This window comes from Chamaesiphon sp. VAR_48_metabat_135_sub (assembly GCF_031418915.1).
Taxonomy (GTDB): Bacteria; Cyanobacteriota; Cyanobacteriia; order Cyanobacteriales; family Chamaesiphonaceae; genus Chamaesiphon.
Genome location: NZ_JANOJV010000223.1, coordinates 1 through 22,525 on the forward strand (window position 1 = coordinate 1; position 22,525 = coordinate 22,525).

Consider the following 22,525-nt stretch of genomic DNA (forward strand, 5'->3'; position numbering starts at 1 on the left):
AAACAACGTTGGGGTTAATTTGAACAATTTCGTGATTGTGTTGATAATGCTTTTAAAAAATGCCCAACCGTAACCCCGTAGTGCTAAACACGGTAGCTGGGGTGGGGTACCCTACGGGGGGGGTGGGTAGATCTCTGCTACCCACCAAGTCATCGATCGACTCTGAGTACACTAAATCTATAATTTGATTCTACTTGAGATGTCAGAATTAGAAGACTCGATCGAGAGTAATCCCCATTCTTTGAACAACAAAGAAAAGCATTCGGATTTGATGAGTACCAGCGGAGATCCACCCACCCCGCCCTTCGAGTACCCCTGTCTTGACGTTTTTTTATTCAGGGGTTCCCCCCGAATAAAAACGTCGCTGTCTTGAAAAGGTGCTCCACTTGCGTGTACCACCGTACGGGTCGGATGGGTTCCCCATCCATGACCCATATCCAAGTAGGGGAAACCCCTGTTCCCGCACTTTTCGCTCCGTTCGCGCAGCGTCTCCTTCAGGAGAGGAGGGGATTTTCATTAGAAGGTTAGAAGCGTAGGTTGGGTAGAGCAATGCGAAACCCCAACAAGAAGCACTTATTTTGGTGCTTTCTTCCAACCACTAGCAATCGCTTCTGACTCCGTACAAAACCATCGCTCTCCTTTGTCGAGATCGATCTTTGTTATTTGATAGTCTTTCATTCCGGGAAGATGATAAAGTTTGTTCTCATTGCTCCACGAGATATTGCCTTTAATATTGCAACCTGGCTTAGGGCTTATACTTTGGGCAAAAAGACGATTTGAAAAAAGTGCAATGCCACCGATCGTGACGACACTTATCAATGTTTTCATACAATAGCTCAATTATCAGTAAAGCTAGTATTCCCAACTCTCGATCGAAAGACGCACATTTTTCAAAAACATAGTAGAACAATTAATGAATTAATGAATTACTGAATTACTCTACTATTCATCAATAATTATTTATCTTTGATCGATTGTTGTTTACCGCGCCACTTATAGACTGCGGCGGTACGCTCTTGATCGATCTTAAAGATCGACACATTTATTAATATGAATCGACATCTCTACGATCTAGTTAAGAGTAAATTCTGGTGTTGTTAGGTTCCGCTATACTGTGTAAAACATCCGATAGCTACTCAGGTGCTGGCATATGGTGTTCTGGTCTTGCCGAAGAACCCCCCGCTATAATGCAGTGCCAGTCACCAAAAGTAGTTTGATAACATTTTCCACTGCTTTTGGGTTGACGATAAACACTACAGTTGCTTCCGCGCGAATACGACGTGCTACCCAGAGTATTGTAGCAATTATAAACAATCATACTGCCTCTGATATCGTATACAGGCTTTTCTATATCGATTTTGTGGAGTCTGAAGTCGATATTCCTGGCTCGACGAGGTTTCGGTGCAATTTGAAGACTAAGCACGTCAACAAATGTTACTGAGGCGTTAAAAATTGCTCGTTCTTCATAATTGCAAGCAACATACATCTTTGCCTGTTCGACACTAATTCTGCCGCTGCTTGGTACTGTTCTCGATGGACAAGTCCTCAGTTGGCGGCTGGTGCCAAAGTCAAAGCCCCTAGGTTGGGCATTCAGGAGGCTAGGAGTTAACAATTTCAGCAGTGTACAGCCGATTAGTCCGAGCGTAAATCTTAGTTTCATGTGGGTTTTGGATGTTTAGGGTGGTTTTCGTGCATGTGAGTTGAAAGCAATATTTTCTAGATTGGGTAGATTAGATTAATTAATGCACTTTTACAATATTTCAGATGAAAGTAGGGGTAACTCATGAATTACCCCTACTTTCATATCGATCCTATGCACTCTCGATCGATTGTTGTTTATCGCGCCATTCATAGGCTGCGGCGGTACGCTCTCGATCGATCTTAAACATCGATACACCCAACGGTGGAATACACAAATCTAGGGAGAATTTACGGTTATGAATTGACCATTCATCCGCCCATTTTCCGCCGAGGTTGCCCATATTACTACCGCCATATTTGCGTGCATCACTGTTGAATATCTCGGTGTAGAAACCGTGTTCGGGAACACCAATTCGATAGTGAGCGTGAGGTTGTGGCGTGAAATTGCAGATGATAATTAAAGTATCATCGCTATTTTTATCACGGCGGATAAAGGAGATGACGCTGTGACGACTATCGTTACAATCAATCCACTCAAACCCAGCTTCTTCAAAGTCTTGAGTATAAAGCGCGGGTTCGTGACGGTAGATGTAATTTAGATCCGTCAAGAATTGACTCATCTGTTGGTGTGGGGCATGTTGTAATAATTGCCACTCCAGATCTGACCATACATTCCACTCGCTCCACTGGGCAAATTCCATTCCCATAAATAGGGTTTTTTTGCCTGGATGACTGAACATATAGGCGTAGAGACAGCGCATATTCGCGAGTTTCTGCCATTCATCCCCAGGCATTTTGCCGATGATATTGCTCTTGCCGTGGACTACCTCATCGTGGGAGAGGGCGAGCATAAAGTTCTCGCTATGGTTGTACCACATGCTAAAAGTGAGATTATTTTGATGGAATTGGCGAAACCAGGGGTCCATCTCGAAATAATCGAGCATATCGTGCATCCAACCCATGTTCCATTTGAGGTTGAAACCTAAGCCACCCAGGTAAGTTGGTGCGGATACCATCGGCCAAGAAGTGGATTCTTCGGCGATCGATAGTGCGCCAGGGAAGTAGCTAAAGATGAGATGATTAGTTTGGCGCAGGAAGTCGGCGGCTTCGATATTTTCCCGTCCGCCGTATTGGTTGGCTACCCATTCCCCTGGTTCGCGACAGTAGTCGAGATAGAGCATGGAGCTAACTGCATCGACGCGAATGCCGTCGATATGGTATTTGTCGAACCAGAATAGAGCATTGGCGTAGAGGAAGTTTCTGACCTCATTCCGCCCATAGTTAAAGATGAGTGTCCCCCACTCCTTATGTTCACCCTTACGCGGATCTGAGTGTTCGTAAAGATGGGTACCATCAAAGAAGGGTAAACCATGCCCATCTTTGGGAAAATGCCCAGGTACCCAATCGACGAGTACGCCGATATTTGCTTGGTGACAGCGATCGACAAAATACATGAAATCTTCAGGCGACCCATGTCGGGATGTTGGCGCATAGTAACCAGTCACCTGATAGCCCCAGGAGCCATCGAAAGGATGCTCGGAGACGGGTAATAGCTCAATGTGTGTGAATCCTAAATTCTGCACGTAGGGAATCAATTTATCGGCTAATTCACGATAAGTCAGAAACCGTGCTCCTGGATTGTAATCCGAAACAGTCACAACTGCTGAATTCGTTCCATCGGGTAACTGAGCTGGTTCACTGGCAGCGGCATGGAGCCAAGAGCCAAGATGACACTCGTAGACCGAAATTGGTTGACGGAGCGTGTCGGCTTGACGACGACGATCGATCCAATCTTCATCTGCCCATTTATGTGCCGTCAGGTCAGCAACGATCGACGCAGTTTTCGGTCGGGCTTCTTGGTAGAATCCATAAGGATCGGTCTTTTCGTAGGGATGACCGTCTTGATTCTTGATTTCGTACTTATAAGACGCACCCACCTTGAGTTCGGGGATAAATAATTCCCAAATCCCATTCTCCCGCTTTGCCATCTGGTGTTTACGCCCATCCCAGTTATTGAAATCACCAATTACCGAAACATTCCGCGCATTCGGTGCCCAAACTGCGAAATAGACACCTTTAATCCCTTCAATCTCGATCGGGTGTGCGCCTAATTTTTCATAGATCCGGTGGTGATTTCCCTCTGCAAATAGGTGAATATCAAAACTACTTAATAACGGCGAAGTAAACGCATATGGATCGTAAATTATCCGCTCGTGCCCACCCTCAGTAATCTTGAGCTGATAATTGCTCAATTCTGGCGCGTCGATCGTGCAACTAAAAAAGTGAGGATGATGCACCGACTGCATCTCATACTCTTGACGTGCTGATGGAATCATCACCGAGACCGAATCGGCATTGGGCATATAACTACGCACCACCCAAACAGTTTTCCCATTTTCCTCAACCTGATGAGGACCCAAAATTTCAAAGGGATTGTGATGTTGATTGGTCACAATCCGGTCAATCTGTTCTAAGGCAAGAGTCATGAATTATTAACCTAAGTTGACGCAAAAAAGCTTATTAAATTATCGATCCTTAAACCAACTGACAATCGCCACCAAGCGATCGATTTCGATCTGATTACTGTACGGATTTAACTTCCGATGTTCTGTGTACTCACCGACAAAACCGAAGGGTAAGCTGCCACCATTGTATCCCAATACCTCTGCTGCATCATTGTCTAAATTAGCGGGTTATCCTAATTAGGTATTATTACTGCCAGAATTCCAGGCTAGTCCTAGCGATCGATTCATTCCTTGTCAACGTTATTGGTAGTAGTAGGGGCAATTGATGAATTGCCCCTACTACTACCAATTTCTAGTTACCGATCTGTTAAGGTGAAGCACTAACGCTAGCATTTGTATAAATGCGATCGTCTCTTACACTAGTACATAAAAACTGATACAAGTAGCCTCAAAACTCACTCCTAAAATACTAAAACTATCCACTATCCACTGAAGACGATTAGGTTTCTTGCAATACAATAGTTGCAGGTAGACGACTGAAGGCGAGGTGCTCATTTTGGACCTCCACAAATACTGTATCTCCTTCCTTGAAATCACCTCGCAAAATGCCTTTGGCGAGGATAGTTTCTAACTCTTTTTGGATAGTCCGTTTGAGTGGACGCGCACCATATACGGGGTCGTAGCCGACATTGGTGAGGAAATCGAGCGCGGAATCTGCTAATTTAAGCAATAACTTGCGATCGGCCAAACGGGTTTCTAGACGAGCAATTTGAATTTTGACAATACTCCGCAGTTGGTCTTTTTTGAGACTATGGAAGATGATCGTATCGTCGATCCGATTGAGGAATTCAGGACGGAAATTATGTCCTAGAGCTTCTAGTACACGAGCTTTCATCTCATCATATTTAGAGTCATCGCCCGCTAGATCCAGAATATACTGAGAGCCAATATTACTGGTCATAATAATTACCGTATTCTTGAAGTCTACCGTCCGCCCTTGCGAATCAGTCACTCGTCCATCGTCAAGAACTTGCAACAATACGTTAAATACATCGGGATGTGCTTTTTCAATTTCATCGAATAAGATCACCGCATAAGGGCGACGGCGGATAGTTTCGGTGAGTTGTCCCCCTTCTTCATAACCAACATAGCCAGGAGGCGCACCAATCAACCGAGAGACGGCGTGCTTCTCCATATATTCCGACATATCGATGCGAATTAGGGCATCCTCAGCATCAAAGAGGTAGTTGGCGAGGGTTTTAGCCAATTCGGTTTTCCCGACCCCTGTAGGGCCGAGGAAGATGAAGCTAGCAATCGGACGATTGGGGTCAGATAGTCCCGCGCGGGAACGCTGAATCGCTTCAGCTACGGCGGTGACGGCTTCTTCTTGCCCAATGACGCGACGGTGAAGTTCATCTTCGAGGTAGAGGAGTTTTTCCCGTTCGGTTTCGACTAATTTAGTCAGGGGAATTCCCGTCCATTTGGAGATGATTTCGGCGATATCGGCTTCGGTGACTTCTTCGCGGAGCAGGGATTTACCTGTGGTTTGGGATTCGGCGAGTTTGACTTCAGCGGTTTCTAGTTTGTGATGAAGTTCGATTAGTTTGCCATGTGTGAGTTCTGCCAGACGACTGAGATCGTAACTACGTTCGGCTTGTTGGATTTCGATATTGACTGCATCAATTTCCTCTTTGATCGTTTGGATATCGGTGATGATATCTTTTTCGGATTGCCATTGAGCCGTTAAAGCGCGTTGTTCTTCTTTGAGATCTGCTAGTTCTTTTTCAATCTTTTGTAATCGTTCGCGAGCAGGCGTAGATGTATCTTTATTGACTGATAATCTCTCCATTTCTAATTGGAGAACCTTGCGATCGATCTCATCTAGTTCTTCCGGCTTAGAAGTGATTTCCATTTTCAGTCGGGCAGCGGCTTCATCCATCAGATCGATCGCTTTGTCTGGTAGAAACCTGTCACTAATATAACGAGTAGATAATGTTGCCGCAGCTACCAGGGCATTATCAGAAATTTTTACCCCGTGATGAACTTCATATCGCTCTTTTAACCCACGCAGAATTGAGATCGTATCTTCCACACTCGGTTGATCGACATATACTTGTTGAAAACGCCGTTCTAATGCCGCATCTTTCTCAATATACTTCCGATATTCATCTAGAGTTGTCGCCCCGATACAACGCAGTTCTCCCCGTGCCATCATCGGTTTGAGCAAGTTACCCGCATCCATTGCACCCTGAGTCGCACCAGCACCAACTACGGTATGAATTTCATCGATAAATAAGATAATTTGTCCTTGAGATTCGGTGACTTCTTTGAGGACAGCTTTCAGGCGTTCTTCAAATTCACCCCGATATTTTGCTCCCGCAATCAGGGCACCCATATCGAGCGAAATTAATGTCCGATCTTTGAGAGATTGAGGTACATCACCACTAATAATTCGCTGCGCTAGACCTTCAGCAATGGCTGTTTTACCAACGCCAGGTTCGCCGATTAAGACTGGATTATTTTTAGTCCGCCGCGACAAAATTTGAATTGTTCGCCGAATTTCATCATCACGTCCAATTACCGGATCGAGTTTGCCGCGACGGGCAACTTCAGTTAAATCTCGTCCATATTTAGACAGCGACTCATATTTACCTTCAGGATTTTGATCGTTGACTTTTTGACTACCTCGAATTTGAGAGACAATCGTTTTTAATTTATTTTCCTCTAACTGAAATTCCGTGAAAAACTGTTTGCCAAACCGATCGTCTTGAGGGTAGGCTAATAATAGATGCTCGATCGAAATAAAGTCATCACCATACTCCTTGCGATACTTATCAGCCCTGTCGAGTAATGTATCGACACTTTTGCCTAGGTAAACCGAACTAATAGTGCCAGATATCTTTGGTTGTTTCTGGATATAACTATCCAAACCTTGAGCGAATTGACTCAGATTTATTCCTGCCTTGCTGAGGATACTTGTCGCCAAGCCATTCTGCTCTAATAGTGCTTTGAGTAAATGCTCCGATTCCATCTGCTGGTGCTGGGAAGCCTTTGCCACATCCAATGTATTCGTGACAGCCTGCCAAGCTTTTTCGGTGAATTGTTGGGGATTGTTGGGTTGCATAATGCGACGGGGAATAAAAATTTTATATAAGCAACGTTACGTGACGATCTCAGTCTCCGTTCACCCTTGTTACTTCTTCATTGTAGTCAGTCCACGCATTGTACTGGGATCGGTATTTACGATACCAGATCTAGGTATTGCCGAAATTAACATGAGTTCGACATTAGACTTCCGGCGAAAGTGATAAAATCGGTCGATCGATACAACGATAAAAAATCCCTGATGACCAATAGCCAACTTCAACTTATTTCTGTTCCGGCAAATATACATCCACCCGCAGGGACGATCGTGCTATTACATGGTTGGGGTGCCAACCATCACGATTTAGGCGATTTAGCACCTTATTTCGAGCTACCAGAATACCAATTCCTATTTCCCAATGGCATCTTCGACCACGAATTTACCGAGACGGGGAAAATGTGGTACTCCTTCACAGGTGCGGGACAGTTAACCAATCGCAGTGTGGCACAATTAGCTACTAGTCGCCAAATCTTGAGTGAATGGGTGCAGTCGTTGCCTGCTACAACTGGAGTACCCCTCGATCGCACCTGGATTGCGGGCTTCTCTCAAGGCGGGGCAATGACGCTGGATATCGGGCTAGATTTGCCTGTAGCAGGTCTAATCGTCCTCAGTGGCTATTTACATCCAGATCGACCCAAACCAACCCAGAATGCTCCTCCAGTCTTAATCGTTCACGGGAGACAAGATGATGTCGTCCCGATCTTCACAGCTCGATCGAGCCAGGAACTCCTGAGTCAGTGGGGAGTTGAGGTACAATACCAAGAGTTTGAGATGGGACACTCGATCGTTCTCGAAGTTTTGGATGTAGTCAGAAATTTTGTTGCCAATAAATCGAAATTATGAATAATTTTGTTAATCCAGACTCCATTGACGGGGAATAATAGCTAAGAAAGCTAAGATGAAAGATAGCTGCTAAACTCTACCCAACTTTTGAGGAGGTTTGACCTATGACCACAATCGAGATGTCTCAACGGAATAATATCCCCAACTTGACTCCAGAAGAAGTAGAAGAACTAGCACTGCGATTGGAAAGTGACGATTATCGTAACCCGTTTGATGGATTGAAAGACTGGCATTTTCTCCGCGCAGTTGCCTTTCAACGTCCCGATTTGGTCGAGCCATATATTCATCTGCTCGATCTAGAAGCCTATGATGAAGCTTAATAAAGTCAGGAGTCAGGAGTATGTTTTTAAACCTCTGCCCAAAAACTTTCCGTCTCTAAGATACGGGGTTTTTGAAACTTGATTTTCGATAATTAAATTAGTGGTAAGTTGAAAGTTAGGTTTTTAGCTTAAAAGTAGGGTGGACATTGCACACCACCTCACTTTTAAGCGATAGTAGGTATGGATCGACAAACCAAATTCATAATTGATGCGAGTTTTAATTGGTATTGGTGGCGGGATTGGAGCGTATAAAGTCTGTGAGATAATTTCCAGTTTATCCAAAACCGGAATTGAGGTCAAAGTTATTCTCACCACAGGAGGAGAGCAATTTATAACTCCCCTCACAGTTGCGACACTATCTCGTCATCCTGCCCACACAGATCGAGATTTTTGGCAACCAATTTATCATCGCCCATTACATATCGAGTTGGGAGAATGGGCGGATTTATTATTAATTGCGCCAATGACGGCTAATACCTTAGGTAAATTAGTTTATGGACTAGCAGATAATCTATTAACAAATACAGTTTTGGCTTCCACTTGTCCGGTATTACTCGCTCCAGCCATGAATACAGAAATGTGGGAGCAAGCATCAGTCAGACGAAATTGGCAATTAATCGGTCAAGATTCGCGCTATCATTCGGTTGGGCCTGCAGCGGGACTATTAGCGTGCGATCGAGTCGGGATGGGGAGAATGGCCGAACCAGATGCGATTTTACCCTATATCAATTCCCTCTTGCATACTCAGGGCAAACTCGATTTGCTCGGTAAAAAAGTCTTAATTAGTGCGGGTGGGACGCGAGAATTTTTCGATCCTGTCCGGTTTATTGGTAATCCCGCAACGGGAAAAATGGGATTAGCTCTAGCCCAAGCTGCCGCTCATCGCGGGGCGAGCGTCACATTAGTTCATAGTACTTTGCCAGATATCTCGATCGATGACAGGATCGAGACAGTATCTGTCGTCAATAGCGAAGAAATGCATCGCAACATGCTGGCATATTTTCCCGATGCAGATCTAATCCTCATGTCGGCAGCAGTTGCTGATGTTAAGCCAGCCAATTATAGTGCTCAGAAATTACCAAAAAAACTCCTACCAACCGAGCTACAATTAGTGCCAGTGCCAGATATTATTGCTGAGTTGAGTAAACTCAAACAACCCCATCAAAAACTAATTGGATTTGCAGCTCAGACTGGCGATATTATCACTCCAGCACTAGAGAAGTTAGATCGAAAACAATTAGATGCGATCGTCACTAATCCAGTAGATTTACCAGACAGCGGTTTTGGTAGCGATCGCAATCAAGCGGTAATCCTCAACCAAAATGGCGATAGTTTCGGGATACTGCCCTGTACTAAGCTGAATATGGCACACCAGATTCTCGATCGAATTTAGTCTCCGATGACACTCTCCAAACATCAGATATTTAATCCTTCTAAAACCCAAAACCTAACGCCTAAAACCTAAAACCTAACGCCTAAAGCCTAATTCTTATGTCCGATCCATCGCTACAAAGAATATTCGATCGATTATATCGAGATTTAGCTAGAGATACATTAATTCAAACCACTACCGAGCAATTACGCAAGTCCCTTCATGCCGATCGAGTCGTACTATACTATTTCTACTATAAATGGTCAGGTAAAGTGACCTTTGAGTCATTAAGCGATGACAAATTTTCGATTCTCGGTACCAGTGGCCCCGATGAATGTTTTAATGGCGAATATGCCAAACTCTATGAAGATGGACGAGTCAGAGCAATTGCTGATATCGAATCAGAACCGATTCAACCCTGTCACCGCGATTTTTTACATCAACTGGAAGTAAAAGCTAATCTAGTCGTCCCAATCCTCATAGATCGAGGATTATGGGGATTGTTAGTCGCTCATAATTGCCAATCTACGTATACTTGGAGTTCAGATGAAATTATGGCGATGCAAACAGGGGCTGGAAATCTAGCCAAGATTCGGAGTATTCAGGAAAGTTAAAAGTTGACACTTCTCCTTCCGGAGACGCTACGCTACGACTGACGTATCGCCAAAGGCGAGGCTACGCCAACAGTGCAAGAAGTTGAAAGTTGAGATTGCTGTCGCTGGGTGGAATTCGGGTACTCTAGAAGGGACGGTGTATCGAAATTAATATCAATGCTAAATCTTAAGAATATTCTCTCTGTTTTACTACTATTTATCCCAGTTTCGATCGCAGGGCATTTTTTAGGTTGGAGTGAGCCAATTGTGTTTATCACTTCTGCCCTGGCAATTATTCCCTTGGCGGCATGGATGGGCACCGCGACTGAAGAAATCGCGGTGGTGATGGGGCCTGCCCTCGGGGGCTTGTTGAATGCCACATTTGGAAATGCGACGGAACTAATTATCGCGCTGGTTGCTTTAAATGCAGGCTTGGTGGATGTTGTAAAAGCCAGTTTGACTGGTTCGATTATTGGTAACTTGTTGCTAGTAATGGGATTTTCAATGTTGCTAGGGGGATTGAAATATAAGGAACAGACATTTCAACCAATTGTGGCGCGGGTGAGTGCATCGAGTTTGAATCTGGCCGTGATTGCCATGCTGTTACCAACGGCGGTAGACTATACTTCGACAGGAATTGATGCTAACGCGATCCAGAAACTTTCGATCGCGGTCTCGATCGTGTTAATCTGCGTGTACGGATTGACTCTCATCTTTTCAATGAAGACTCACACTTATCTTTACGATGTAAGTTTGGCAGAGATGGACCCTGAAGAATTAGCTGCAGCTAATCTGGCTGGCGATGACGACCACGGGAAAGTCAATTTACCCCTGTGGATCTCGGTGCTATTAGGTTGTACTTTATTAGTCGCTGTCGAATCAGAATTTCTCGTTTCTACTCTAGAAGTTGCGACCAAACAGTTGGGTTTAACAGCTTTATTTACTGGTGTAATTTTGGTGCCAATTATTGGGAATGCGGCCGAACATGCGACAGCGGTAACGGTGGCAATGAAAGATAAAATGGATTTATCCGTATCTGTCGCGCTGGGTTCGAGTTTACAAATTGCCTTATTTGTCGCACCAGTCTTGGTATTAGCTGGCTATATCCTGGGCAAGCCAATGGACTTAAATTTCAATCCATTTGAATTAGTCGCTGTCGCTGTATCGGTATTAATTGCTAATTCGATTAGTTCTGATGGACGATCGAATTGGCTAGAAGGAAGTTTGCTATTAGCCGCTTATATTGTATTAGGATTTGCGTTTTACTTCCATCCAGTCATCGAAGGGATTGGCTAGTTTTTAATTAATAATTGATAATTATTAATTGTTTGGATTAAAGATTTTTTGTTAAAATTATATCCCCGACTTCTTCAAGAAGTCGGGGATATATCTTATCTATTTTTTGGTGTTATAGTCTCATTTTTTGGGCACTATAGAGGTAGGTCATTACATCTTTTATATGAAACGGCGTTCTATTATTACTTCAGCTTTGCTGTTTTCGCTAAGTTTGTCCGTGACTTACGGATGTAGCAAATCGACAGATCCAGTTGAACCCGCTTATACTCCACAAATTGGTGATGTGAAATTGGGTTTTAGTGCTTGGCCCGGTTGGTTCCCTTGGCAAGTAGCTCAAGATAAAGAGATATTCCAAGCTAATAAAATTGGTGTCAATCTAAAATGGTTTGATAATTATAATGATTCGATCGCGGCTCTAAATGCTGGTACGATCGATGCTAATAGCCAAACATTAGGCGATACGATTAATTCGATCGCTAGTGGGAAAGATATAGTAATAGTGCTGATCAATGATAATTCTACTGGTAATGATAAGATTATTATCGGTGAGCACATCAAGTCAGTAAAAGACCTAAAGGGTAAAAAAGTAGCAGCAGAAGAAGGCACTGTCGATCATTTCTTATTAGTTCAAGCCTTAAAGAAAGTGGGGATGACCATCAAAGATATCCAGTTTGTACCTTTAGAAACAAGCAAAGCTGCTGATGCCTTTGCCGCAGGTCAAGTGGATGCAGCCGCCGTGTTTGCACCTTTCACTACCAAGGCTTTAAAACGACCTGGTAGTAGAGAACTATTTAGTTCTAAAGATTTTCCTGGATCGATTTCTGACCACCTAGTTTTTACCCGAAAATTTGTAAACGAGCATCCCGAAAAAGTTCAAGCAGTAGTCAACAGTTGGTTTGCCACGATCGACCATATTAATGTCGGTAAAAATCGAGATGAAGCCGATGCTATTATGGCTAAACGTGCTGGAGTAAAGATGGCAGAGTACAAAGACTATCTCGATGGCACCAAAATCTTTAGTTTGGAAGAGAATCTTGAAGCTTTCAAGTCTGGCAAAGATAATACTTACTTATCCACCGCAGCAGTAAATGCAGGCAATTTTCTATTTGAAAATGGACTGATTAAAACTAAAGTAGATACCAGTAAATTATTTGATGATCGATTTATCAAGGCTTATGCTGCAAAAGTAAAATCACGCTCTTAGAATTATTAGCAATGCTAATATCGCTGACTCAAATAGCAGCTAATAAGACTCTAATCTCTTCTATCCGCTGACGATTTACACCCCAGTCAGATTCACCCAGCCGAGAAGCAGATCGCACTTGAATATTTTTGCTGTCCTTGTCAAAATAAAATTCAATATCATCTACAAATCCCATCAATTTACTAGCAAATTCTACATGTAGATAGTTATTAGTTTCCTTGACAATATTAGTTCTAGGCATCGTTGCGATCGCCTGCTTCAATTTTAAGATCGTTGCCGGAATGTCTCCACGTAATTGCAACGGTGCGATCTTTTGACTGTCATTAACTGGTACCTGGCTATTTATACAATTTGGAGTACTGGGACAAGCAGTTAATTTACCATTGTTAATACCGATATTTGTTGGTACATTACCTGCAAATATATGATTATTCCAAACTAGAAAAGCTAGTATTAAGGCGATCGCGATGGCAATATAACCACCAATTTGTTTCGATTTCACTGTGTTCATTTCTATCTCCATTCTACTGTATATATGGTGAATTGAAAATTAAGGGTAGGGGCAATTCATGAATTGCTCCTACCCTTAATTTCGATCAACTATTTGGCTTCACCTCTGGTAACAGACACTTGTCAGAATCACAACCAGCAGGGCCAATTTCCTCCGTAGCACTGCCCATATCGTAACGACTTAAAGCTGTATGAAATTCTGCTGTTTGGCGACGTGCAATGACTCCAATCATCATCTCATCAAAAGTAGCCTTGTCGATCGGTTCAAACGGCAAGCGGGGGAACGTCTGATGATCGTCAAACCGCGCCAATAAAGCCGCAGAGATGTAACCCTCATCATCCCGAATCGCCTCAAAAATCCGCTTACCTAGCTCATCAACTTCATGCTCGCGCAACTCGATCGTCGCACTGGTATTATGTCGAACATAATGCTGCTGCACACCCATGTAGAAATCCATCTGAGACAGTGCGCTAAATTGGGCAATCTCGATCGAATCCGCACCTGGTAAGTCAGCCCAGGAAACAGCTACGGGAATCTCAATCAACCATTCTGTACAACGCGGATCGTAAGCATCATTCAAGAGATTACCGTTTTCATCCTTATCAGATTGAGACGGAATCACACTATATCCATAGTCGATGCAAGCGAGGGCTACAGGGTCATCCTTCCGGAAAGTGATCCGGCGGATGAAACGTTGCGCTTTGGGGGCGTGCCAGCCCGGAGAGGCACCAGTCAGTAGAGATTTGGTACCAGACGGCTGGACAGTGGTGCAACGATTGGGACGTTTAATTCCATGTCGATCGCAATATTCCCACACAGTGGCTTCAACAACCTCGCGCCAAGTATTGAGATATTCATGTTCTTTTTGCTTGTAAGCAATCCCCGCCTCAGTCGCAGGACGACCTTCCGCCCACCATTGCAGCCATTCGGAGCCGAAAGCATGAACGAAGAAATCAAACAAACCCGTGAATGAAACGCCAACAATTGGGTCTAATTCCCGACTATATTGATAGCGTGGTTCTTGGAATTTGTGATTGAGTAATGCTGCGACGGCTAATGCACTAGCGGTGAAAGCATCTTTCTGTTCTTGATGGTTATTTGGATCGAGTTGGTTCAAATGTACCTCCCCTAAATTGCAGTGGAAATTAGTACCGAGAATCTCCAATTTTGTTATCCTAAAGGCTTTTTATCCTCTAGTTCTACAGATTCTAAATTCTCTGTAGTTCGGCGTACATTTTCACTTAATTTGAATTATAAGTGCCCCGCACTCTTGGAGGTTTATATTCTGATTTTAGTCAGTTTCATCCTCTACGCTCTACGGTGTTAGAGACTTGTTAGCTTCTCTAGTTACCTCGGTATTAGCAGGTTAGATAATAACCATTTCGCAGCTTTCACCGATTTTACAGGGTTTTTAATGTGAGGCAATGTTATCTACCACACGGATTTAGTCCAAACCTAGACATTCGATGCTCTAGTTCGAGTTCGATGTCTTGACTAGTAGTATTTTTAGTCTCATTACTGATTGTGAATGTCATCTATTCTATGCTGCCAAATAATTTACTAATTTGTATATAGCTAGCTATCTATAAGACTAGCTATATAGCTTAACATGAATCGATTTAGGGTGACTCAATCCATTTACCTAACCCTATTTCAGATTACAGGTAATAGTTATTTCTTCAATTCACTATTTTTTGTTGACACTAACAACTCTCGTAAATATCCTTTAGCTAATTCTTGAGACTGACCATAAAGATCGATGAATTGCTGTTTCTTTGCTGGTGTATCCAGAAGATCGGCATTCGATCGAGCGACAGCTTCACCCGCCCATTGAATCGCACCTTCTCCTGAATAATATTGCTTCTGAACTGCGGCAACACACTCTTCTAAAGTAGGTTTTTTATGAAAAACACGAGTATGATTAGCCATTCTTAAAGAATCGCGTTCTGGGTCAATTCTCCAGTTACCATTTGCGTCTTGCTGCCATAAATTATCCTTGGCAGTTGCACCTAATGTATCATCTGAATTAAATTGTCGCATACCAGCACTACGTCTGATGTTACCAGCGACGATCGTGACCGCAGCTTCATCGATTAATAGACAACATTCTACCGAGTTTAATTGTCTCCCAATTGCTTTATTTAATATCCCCGCGCAACGTCCATATAGTTCTAAAAGTCTAACTGGATTTGCGACACCACCAAAGCCTTTGAGTGGTTCGCCAGCAGGGCGAACATTGCTGAGATCGATGCTGACTTGAACTTCGCCATCAAAGCGATCGTCAGTAGATAATTCTAATAAAATCTTATAGGAATTGACCCAACCTTGACGACTATCGCCGACGCGAATTGTGGCATTATTACCAGCAATTTCTACTGTACTTAATTCTTGCCGATTAGCGATCGGTACTTTACCAATTTCGCTAATTGTAGTAACGCTGAGTTGATTTTTAATCGCGGGTAGATTACCGATTAAATTGGGTTCTAAAATACCTCCGGTACCACAACCCATCATCGCCAAATCCATCATCAGGGCAAAAGCCGCCCAATCACAGACATTAGTACTCGTGCAATTGTACGCACCCGAAAAATTCTGCGGTTGCTCCAGCCATTCGCTCCCGCCTACCCACAGCCATCTTCCCGAAGGCATCGCCTTTACCTGACGCTGCATTCGATCGATTACATCAGCTTCTCCATCTGTTAATTTACCTAATTTGACCAAGCCTGCGAGGGTGCGGGTACAGACATCTTGCCATGTTTCGCGTCCGGTAGTGGTGAAGCGACTATATGTTCTAAAAAATACCGGATTTGCCGTCGGTGCGCTGGCTGGAAAGTCTAATTGCTCGCAGTGAGCGGAGTCGAACTGTTGAGTCTGGTGCGAAATCTCCTCGCTGAAGCCAGATCCCTGATGAACTCGGCTAAGTTCTCTAACCATGAGTGAGCTATGCTAATTGCTGAACGAGTTAGTAATATAAAGCATCCGCACGGGATAAATCAACGTTGTCAAAACCCAAGATCTGCGCTACTTCCAGCGATTCGATTCCCCTCTAATGGCGGAACTTCGAGTAAAATTAAGTTGGCAAACTTTACAGACTCCATTTTGAATTACAATCTTCCACCCTGGAGATCCAGCATCGCCCGCGCCTTACATCGAAATCGCAGTTTACCGAATGCGCGTTATGTTCAATTAGCGACAATTGACAACAATCTTCGTCCCCAAAATCGTACTCTGGTATTTCGCGGGTGGCTCGAACCTGAGAGTAAGCTTAAGTTTGTGACGGATATTCGATCGAGCAAAGCAATAAATTTACTCGCGGGTGGATCGCCCTGGGCGGAGGCTTGCTGGTATTTTCCCAAGACGCGGGAACAGTTTCGATTGAATGGAACTCTAGAGTTATTCACCGCAGCATCTAGCGATACTAGCTACTCTGCGGCTCGTCAAGCAGCATGGGAACAGATGTCTGACTCTGGGCGCATTCAGTTCGATTGGGGCACGCCTGGGGCAGATAGAAGCGAAGATCCACAGGATTTTAATCCACCGCAGCCGGATGAACATCAGCCGTCGGAGAATTTTTGTCTATTATTGCTGGATGTTAGCTCTGTTACTCATTTAGAGTTGCGCGGTGAACCGCAGAACTGTTACCTATATGAATTAGTTGATGGAGAATGGGGGATTCGATCGATTAATCCGTAACTTTCCCCACAATTTTTATTTAACTAAACTACTCATCGGTTAACGACATCTGGCGAGATTATGGATGAAGTTAGTAAAGCATTGAGTGTTGTTTTAAATATTGGAAATTAATTCGATTAACACTGGTGGCGCGATCGATTGCCGCACGATTAAAATCGTCGCTCATGTTGCGAAGCTGACCGATTGAGGTAAATCTCCGAGTATTGACCTTGAACAGAGCGCGGCAAGAAGGTTTAATTGATTGATGCTGGTTACGACAGATCCCCGACTTCTTGAAGAAGTCGGGGATCTAGTATTTCTTTCAATTTTCAACTAAATTGGGTCGATAATTCCGCCACCGAGGACGATATCTCCGTCATACCAGACGGCAGCTTGACCTGGAGTAATCCCAAATTGGGGTTCGTCAAATACCAATTTAATCTTGCCATCAGCGAGCGGAATTACACTCACAGGTACAGCTTCAGAGCGATATCTCACCTGTACTTCAGCTCGAATTGGGGCAGTCGGTTGAGGAATTGAGACCCAATTGACCCGATCGACTGTACAGTCAGAACCATGAGTTTCTTCGCGAGAGCCGACGACGACCCGATTTTTTAGCGCATCTAGAGCGACGACATAGAGAGGCTCTGGTGCCGCAATCCCAATCCCTCGGCGTTGCCCGATCGTGTAATGATGAATGCCAAGATGTTGTCCGAGGACTGCGCCTTGAGTGTTGACAATTTCACCCGGACGCTCGTTAATATATTGGTCGAGGAAAGTTTTCATCGAACCGTGTTTTTCGACCAAACAGAGATCTTGACTTTCGGGTTTATCAGCGGTAGAGAGATTTAATCCAGCGGCGATTTTCCGCGTTTGAGTTTTGAGTGTATCCCCCAGGGGAAACATTGTCGCCGCCAGAATATCTTGCTCTAGATCGTACAGAAAATAGGTTTGGTCTTTCGATCGATCGATCGCCCGTCGCAATTGATGCCGTTGCAAATTATCATCGTAGGTAATCCGCGCATAGTGTCCAGTGGCAATATAATCGGCTCCTAACTCTGCTTTGGCATACTTTACCATCGGTCCGAATTTCACTGCCTTATTGCACTGAGAACAGGGCAATGGCGTAATCCCCGCTTCATAGCCCGCCACCAGATAATCGATAATATACTGCTCGAAAGTATCGCGACTATCGACAATCTCGTGGGTAATCCCTAATTGCTCACAGATTCGCGCCGCATCGACCATTCCTTCCGAGCAACACTGACCCTTCCCCCGCATCAACCACAGCGTCAGACCGAGAACATCATAACCTTGCTCACAGAGAATGGCGGCGGCAACAGAACTGTCTACCCCACCAGAGAGTCCAACAACAACTTTTTTTGTAGATGGCAACATCTGTATTTGTGCTATAAATTGCCTAATTCTAACTTAACACTTCTCGATCGGCTTTGGGATTCGGGATTTGGTGCAAGATGTGAGCCGACACCTTGACGCTCAAAATTACTGAGTTTAGCGATTTCGGTCACTGCTAGATTCGATCGGCAGGAGTAAACTAAGGGTTTACCGATCGATTTTAGCTCAGTAGCAGTTATTTTTTGTCGATCGAGTGGGCATAATGAGAGAGGATAGTGTCGTTACCGATCGCCGCTGAAGAAAGAGCATTTTCGCAAGACTATGATGTCAGTCTTTTGGGGAACATCAAATTGCGAATAAACGTCTGCTGAACAGCACCAGACCGCAATTACAGTCAGGCAAACGATCGTCCGATTTACATTAGTAATCAAACCAAAATCGACAAGGTATAGTCCACAGTTAAAATCCTGAGCCAGACATCCCCTAAAAAACCTAATCCGGTCTGTTTATTTTAGGACTAGAATTTGTTAAAGGTACGATAAAAGACTGAGGGTAGAACCAAGCTAATCGCCTTAAACTAGGGTAACAAACACCAATCCGATTACAACTAATATATAAATTTTTTATGAACACTGCTAGTTTGCGGACTCACCTCTACAAAGGTCTAATCCTTGGTTTAGTTCCAGTATTGACGATTGTCAATCTCCAGTCGATTAGTGTAGCAGCTCCAGCAAAGGCAGTTAAGCCAACTACTCCAGCTAAGACGCTCACGACTAAAGTAAATTTAGCAGCTCCAGCCAAGGTAAGTAAGCCCAAAACGCCAGCTCAGGCTCCCGCGCCAAAAGTATTTGCACCTCAAAATAGTTTTGCAGATTCCTACACCCTCGGCCCTGGCGATAGATTACGGGTCGATATCTTTAATGTGCCAGAATATAGTGGTGAATTTTACGTTTTGGGTGACGGCGCGATCAATCTTCCCGTTGTCGGGGCGATTCCCATTCAAGGCATGACCGTCCAAAAAGCTTCTAGTTTACTAACCGCTTATTTCTCTCGCTACGTCAAACGCCCCATCGTCACTATTAGCGTTTTAGCTCCTCGTCCCGTCCAATTTGCCATTGCAGGAGAAGTCACTCGTGCGGGTTCTTACACTGTCCCTTTCACCGATACCAATCGTAAATTCCCCAGCGTTAGTCAAGCGATCCAATTAGCTGGTGGAACCACCCAAACTGCTAATTTACGCCAAGTCCAAGTCCGCCGTGCGGCAACTGGTAGGATTATTACAGCCAATCTCTTCGATGTTCTCCAGCGGGGTAATACGGCTCAGGACATTACCTTGCGCGATGGAGATACAATCTATATCGCCCGTGCTGAAAATGTCAGTGCTGCAGACAGATTACGCTTGTCAGGTTCTAATCTAGCAAATCAAGACGCTACTGTTAAAGTGGCAATTTTGGGAGAAGTTGGTAAACCAGGGACTTATACACTTAGAGGTGAAAGTGGTGCATCGACTGGAGGTACCGGACGGGTCACTCCGCCTACCCTTACCGAAGCAATCAAAATAGCTGGCGGTAGTACTGTTTCCGCAGATCTAAGCCGAATTAAAGTACGTCGGAATACTCGGACAGGTGCAGGTCAGACTGTGGCGATTAATTTAATGAATCTATTGCAATCTGGAGATTTCGGTCAAGATATTATCCTCCAAGATGGCGATACCATTCTGCTCCCCACCTCATCCTCGATTAACAGTGTCAATAGCAGTTTAGTTAGTGCTTCCAACCTCGGACCACAGGCAATTAGTCCGCCAAAAGTAGTGGTCGTCGGCGAAGTAAATCGTCCAGGTACCTATACGATCAAAGGAGAGAGTAATAATACTAACAATAATACTCAGTTGACTGGGACGGTCGCGCTCCCGACCATTACCAATGCAATTCAAGCAGCCGCAGGGATTAAACCCACAGCAGATATTCGGAATATCCAATTGATTCGGACGACACGTACTGGCGAACAAAAAATTGCTCTCAACTTATTTAAGCTAATTCAGCAAGGTGACACCGCACAGGATCTGATTCTGCAAGAAGGAGATCGAATTTTTATCCCAGTGGCCCAGAATGCAACTGCGCAAGATGTCGAACTGGTCGCATCTTCGACTTTCTCCCCTGCGACGATTAAAGTCAATGTGATTGGTGAAGCGGCTGGTTCTGCTGGTGGTGGTCGCGAAGTTCCTTCCAATACTACGCTCAATCAAGCAATCCTGCTGGCTGGTGGTTTTAATAACGTCCGTGCTAATAAAAATGAGGTAGACTTTATCCGCCTCAATCCCAACGGTACTGTTACAAAACGGTTGATCAGACTCAATTTTGCCAGAGGTATCGATCCTGAAAATAACCCCCGCTTACAAAACAACGATACGATCGTGATCGGTCGTAATAACCTAACCCGTATCGGCGATGGTTTCAGCACGATCTTAACTCCGTTCAATGGTCTACTAAATATCCTCAGATTCTAGTTCGGGGTTCGGGGTTCGGGATTCGGGGTTTGGGGTTCGGGGTTCGGGGTTCGGGCTTCGGAGATGAGAAGGACTCTTACCTCCTAAAATCTAAAGATTAACCCCTTTCTCCTTTCCCCTTCCTTCCCCTTCCACCTCCATCCAAAAAAAACTAGAACTAGCCATGAATAGTAGCGATCGATGATAATGAAGATCTGGTTATCGATCGATCTGCCTACTTTGCTATGAATACAACTAATTTGCGCGATCTGTACCAACAGGTCATCCTCGAACACTACAAAAAACCGAAACATCGCGGCAAAACTAATCCGATCGATCGATATCAGAAAGGTCACAATCCCTCTTGTGGTGATACGATCGAGTTGACATTACAGTTAGATCCTAGTGGCGAACGCATTGTTGATGTCCAATTTGAAGGTGAGGGTTGTGCGATTGCGATGGCTTCCGTCGATCTGATGGCTGGAGCTTTAGCTGGAAAATCAGTCGATGAAGCTCTAGAATTAGTCAAGATTTTTCAAGGGATGATGAAAGGGGAAACAGAATTTCCCCAAGCGCAGCGAAAACTCAATGTGATGAAAGGAGTCGCTCAATTTCCCGTCCGCATCAAATGCGCCAATCTCGGTTGGCATACCCTCAAAGCCGCACTCCAACTCACAGGCGAAGCCAAACTCGCCGATTTTGTCACGAATGAAACAGAGTAATTAATTGATAATTGATAATTGATAATTGGGCGTTGCTGATTTAATGTACGGATTTTCTGCTTTAGCAACGCAAATAATCTGTCTGTTCCCCGCTCCCCGCTCCCCCCTCCCCCCTCCTCTCTTATGATTTCAACTGCTGACTTTTTCAAATACTTCCAATGGTCGGGAATTGCGACCCTGGCTTTTGCCGCGTTCACGATCTTGGCTTTAGTCCTACAGTGGAGCTTTAAATACCGATTGGTAGGCGCGACTGGATTTATGGCAGTGTTGACAGTTGGCTTATTTGGACTGGGTTTAGTTCCCATTGTCCATACCAATGTGCCTGGAGCATTGCATTATTCCTTGATTTATGATAACGGTAGCGATCGAGCGACAATTACTGTCGCTACCCCAATTAGTGAAGCTGGATTAGATGCCACTTTACGCCAAGCTGCAGCGGATTTATATTCTTATGGTCGCTCTGGTTCGATCGATCGACAACTCAAAGTTCGTGCCCGCACTGTAATTCATCCACAGCCTGGAGTCTCCGAACCGCTGGTATTAGGCGAGGTGATCCGTTCGCTCGGTGGTGGCGAAGACAGTGAATTGAATGTGCGGATCGATCGAGCTAATTTAGGTAAAGTAGCTACTGCTCCTAGTTTAAAGGGTTAATGTCGGTGGCATAAAGCGATCGAGTCAAAGTAGGGGTAATGTCTTGTCGGTGTCTTGACGCATCGAACGGGAGGTTTCCTCCCGTTCGATGCGTCGCTTTTTCATTCGGAGGGAACCTCCGAATGAAACCGCCGCTGTTTTGTCTCGCTAAACCGTCGGGAAACCAGGGCGTGCGCGAGCCGCTGTCTTGTCGGTTTTTTATTCTGGGGGAACCCCAGAATAAAACCGCCGCTTCATGAATTACCCCTA

The 22,525-nt window shown here is 44.4% G+C and carries 16 protein-coding genes and 2 pseudogenes; 10 read left to right on the forward strand and 8 right to left on the reverse strand.

Annotation, left to right across the window (positions count from 1 at the left end; translation table 11 throughout):
- Positions 1–573: 573 nt before the first annotated feature.
- From RMO55_RS15915 to clpB, 4 genes are all read right to left on the reverse strand, one after another.
- Entirely contained in the window at positions 574–828 is a 255-nt protein-coding gene (locus tag RMO55_RS15915; protein ID WP_310428025.1) for a hypothetical protein, read from the reverse strand.
- A 304-nt stretch (positions 829–1,132) separates the two neighbouring features.
- Positions 1,133–1,660, reverse strand: a complete 528-nt coding sequence (locus RMO55_RS15920; RefSeq protein WP_310428027.1) for a hypothetical protein — start codon at positions 1,658–1,660, stop codon at positions 1,133–1,135.
- A 151-nt stretch (positions 1,661–1,811) separates the two neighbouring features.
- Positions 1,812–4,127, reverse strand: a complete 2,316-nt coding sequence (glgB, locus tag RMO55_RS15925; protein WP_310428029.1) for a 1,4-alpha-glucan branching enzyme — start codon at positions 4,125–4,127, stop codon at positions 1,812–1,814.
- Positions 4,128–4,605: 478 nt separating this feature from the next.
- Positions 4,606–7,230, reverse strand: coding sequence for an ATP-dependent chaperone ClpB (gene clpB, locus RMO55_RS15930; RefSeq protein WP_310428031.1), 2,625 nt, complete (start codon positions 7,228–7,230; stop codon positions 4,606–4,608).
- A gap of 222 nt (positions 7,231–7,452) precedes the next feature.
- Here clpB and RMO55_RS15935 point away from each other — a divergent pair, with 222 nt between their 5' ends.
- The 6 genes from RMO55_RS15935 (at position 7,453) to RMO55_RS15960 (ending at position 12,879) form a co-directional block, all read left to right on the forward strand.
- Positions 7,453–8,094, forward strand: a complete 642-nt coding sequence (locus RMO55_RS15935) for an alpha/beta hydrolase (RefSeq protein WP_310428032.1) — start codon at positions 7,453–7,455, stop codon at positions 8,092–8,094.
- A gap of 104 nt (positions 8,095–8,198) precedes the next feature.
- Positions 8,199–8,414, forward strand: coding sequence for a DUF2555 domain-containing protein (locus RMO55_RS15940; RefSeq protein ID WP_310428034.1), 216 nt, complete (start codon positions 8,199–8,201; stop codon positions 8,412–8,414).
- A gap of 208 nt (positions 8,415–8,622) precedes the next feature.
- Positions 8,623–9,807 carry a bifunctional phosphopantothenoylcysteine decarboxylase/phosphopantothenate--cysteine ligase CoaBC gene (gene coaBC / locus RMO55_RS15945; protein WP_310428036.1) on the forward strand — a complete coding sequence of 395 codons (1,185 nt, stop codon included), beginning with the start codon at positions 8,623–8,625 and terminating at the stop codon, positions 9,805–9,807.
- 98 nt (positions 9,808–9,905) lie between these two features.
- Positions 9,906–10,400: a GAF domain-containing protein gene (locus tag RMO55_RS15950; protein WP_310428038.1), complete on the forward strand. Its 495-nt coding sequence runs from the start codon at positions 9,906–9,908 to the stop codon at positions 10,398–10,400.
- Between the two features lie 156 nt (positions 10,401–10,556).
- Positions 10,557–11,675, forward strand: a complete 1,119-nt coding sequence (gene cax / locus RMO55_RS15955) for a calcium/proton exchanger (RefSeq protein ID WP_310428039.1) — start codon at positions 10,557–10,559, stop codon at positions 11,673–11,675.
- Between the two features lie 163 nt (positions 11,676–11,838).
- Positions 11,839–12,879, forward strand: a complete 1,041-nt coding sequence (locus RMO55_RS15960) for an ABC transporter substrate-binding protein (protein ID WP_310428040.1) — start codon at positions 11,839–11,841, stop codon at positions 12,877–12,879.
- 28 nt (positions 12,880–12,907) lie between these two features.
- Here RMO55_RS15960 and RMO55_RS15965 read toward each other — a convergent pair whose 3' ends face one another.
- From RMO55_RS15965 to RMO55_RS15975, 3 genes and pseudogenes are all read right to left on the reverse strand, one after another.
- Positions 12,908–13,390, reverse strand: a complete 483-nt coding sequence (locus tag RMO55_RS15965; RefSeq protein WP_310428041.1) for a DUF1499 domain-containing protein — start codon at positions 13,388–13,390, stop codon at positions 12,908–12,910.
- Positions 13,391–13,475: 85 nt separating this feature from the next.
- Positions 13,476–14,552 (reverse strand): annotated as a pseudogene (nrdJ, locus tag RMO55_RS15970) (ribonucleoside-triphosphate reductase, adenosylcobalamin-dependent); the annotation flags it as partial.
- Positions 14,553–14,823: 271 nt separating this feature from the next.
- Positions 14,824–16,324: pseudogene (locus tag RMO55_RS15975) on the reverse strand (hypothetical protein); the annotation flags it as partial.
- Positions 16,325–16,489: 165 nt separating this feature from the next.
- Here RMO55_RS15975 and RMO55_RS15980 point away from each other — a divergent pair.
- Positions 16,490–17,083 carry an Npun_F5749 family FMN-dependent PPOX-type flavoprotein gene (locus RMO55_RS15980; RefSeq protein WP_310428042.1) on the forward strand — a complete coding sequence of 198 codons (594 nt, stop codon included), beginning with the start codon at positions 16,490–16,492 and terminating at the stop codon, positions 17,081–17,083.
- 312 nt (positions 17,084–17,395) lie between these two features.
- Here the strand turns inward: RMO55_RS15980 and mnmA are convergent, their stop codons facing one another.
- Positions 17,396–18,475, reverse strand: a complete 1,080-nt coding sequence (gene mnmA / locus RMO55_RS15985; RefSeq protein ID WP_310428088.1) for a tRNA 2-thiouridine(34) synthase MnmA — start codon at positions 18,473–18,475, stop codon at positions 17,396–17,398.
- Between the two features lie 568 nt (positions 18,476–19,043).
- Here mnmA and RMO55_RS15990 point away from each other — a divergent pair.
- The 3 genes from RMO55_RS15990 (at position 19,044) to RMO55_RS16000 (ending at position 22,276) form a co-directional block, all read left to right on the forward strand.
- Positions 19,044–20,924 (forward strand): SLBB domain-containing protein, encoded by a 1,881-nt coding sequence (locus tag RMO55_RS15990; protein ID WP_310428044.1) that lies wholly within the window; start codon positions 19,044–19,046, stop codon positions 20,922–20,924.
- Between the two features lie 224 nt (positions 20,925–21,148).
- Entirely contained in the window at positions 21,149–21,625 is a 477-nt protein-coding gene (sufU, locus tag RMO55_RS15995; protein WP_310428046.1) for a Fe-S cluster assembly sulfur transfer protein SufU, read from the forward strand.
- A gap of 123 nt (positions 21,626–21,748) precedes the next feature.
- Positions 21,749–22,276, forward strand: a complete 528-nt coding sequence (locus RMO55_RS16000; RefSeq protein WP_310428048.1) for a Ycf51 family protein — start codon at positions 21,749–21,751, stop codon at positions 22,274–22,276.
- The last annotated feature ends 249 nt before the right edge of the window (positions 22,277–22,525 follow it).

Bases quoted from the DNA above. Each gene is read 5' to 3' on its own strand.
- cax (WP_310428039.1), top strand. From the start codon at position 10,557: ATGCTAAATCTTAAGAATATTCTCTCTGTTTTACTACTATTTATCCCA.
- sufU (WP_310428046.1), top strand. From the start codon at position 21,149: ATGAATACAACTAATTTGCGCGATCTGTACCAACAGGTCATCCTCGAA.
- clpB (WP_310428031.1), bottom strand. From the start codon at position 7,230: ATGCAACCCAACAATCCCCAACAATTCACCGAAAAAGCTTGGCAGGCT.
- glgB (WP_310428029.1), bottom strand. From the start codon at position 4,127: ATGACTCTTGCCTTAGAACAGATTGACCGGATTGTGACCAATCAACAT.
- RMO55_RS15960 (WP_310428040.1), top strand. From the start codon at position 11,839: ATGAAACGGCGTTCTATTATTACTTCAGCTTTGCTGTTTTCGCTAAGT.
- RMO55_RS15915 (WP_310428025.1), bottom strand. From the start codon at position 828: ATGAAAACATTGATAAGTGTCGTCACGATCGGTGGCATTGCACTTTTT.
- RMO55_RS15965 (WP_310428041.1), bottom strand. From the start codon at position 13,390: ATGAACACAGTGAAATCGAAACAAATTGGTGGTTATATTGCCATCGCG.
- RMO55_RS16000 (WP_310428048.1), top strand. From the start codon at position 21,749: ATGATTTCAACTGCTGACTTTTTCAAATACTTCCAATGGTCGGGAATT.
- RMO55_RS15950 (WP_310428038.1), top strand. From the start codon at position 9,906: ATGTCCGATCCATCGCTACAAAGAATATTCGATCGATTATATCGAGAT.
- RMO55_RS15920 (WP_310428027.1), bottom strand. From the start codon at position 1,660: ATGAAACTAAGATTTACGCTCGGACTAATCGGCTGTACACTGCTGAAA.
- RMO55_RS15990 (WP_310428044.1), top strand. From the start codon at position 19,044: ATGAACACTGCTAGTTTGCGGACTCACCTCTACAAAGGTCTAATCCTT.
- RMO55_RS15940 (WP_310428034.1), top strand. From the start codon at position 8,199: ATGACCACAATCGAGATGTCTCAACGGAATAATATCCCCAACTTGACT.
- RMO55_RS15935 (WP_310428032.1), top strand. From the start codon at position 7,453: ATGACCAATAGCCAACTTCAACTTATTTCTGTTCCGGCAAATATACAT.
- coaBC (WP_310428036.1), top strand. From the start codon at position 8,623: ATGCGAGTTTTAATTGGTATTGGTGGCGGGATTGGAGCGTATAAAGTC.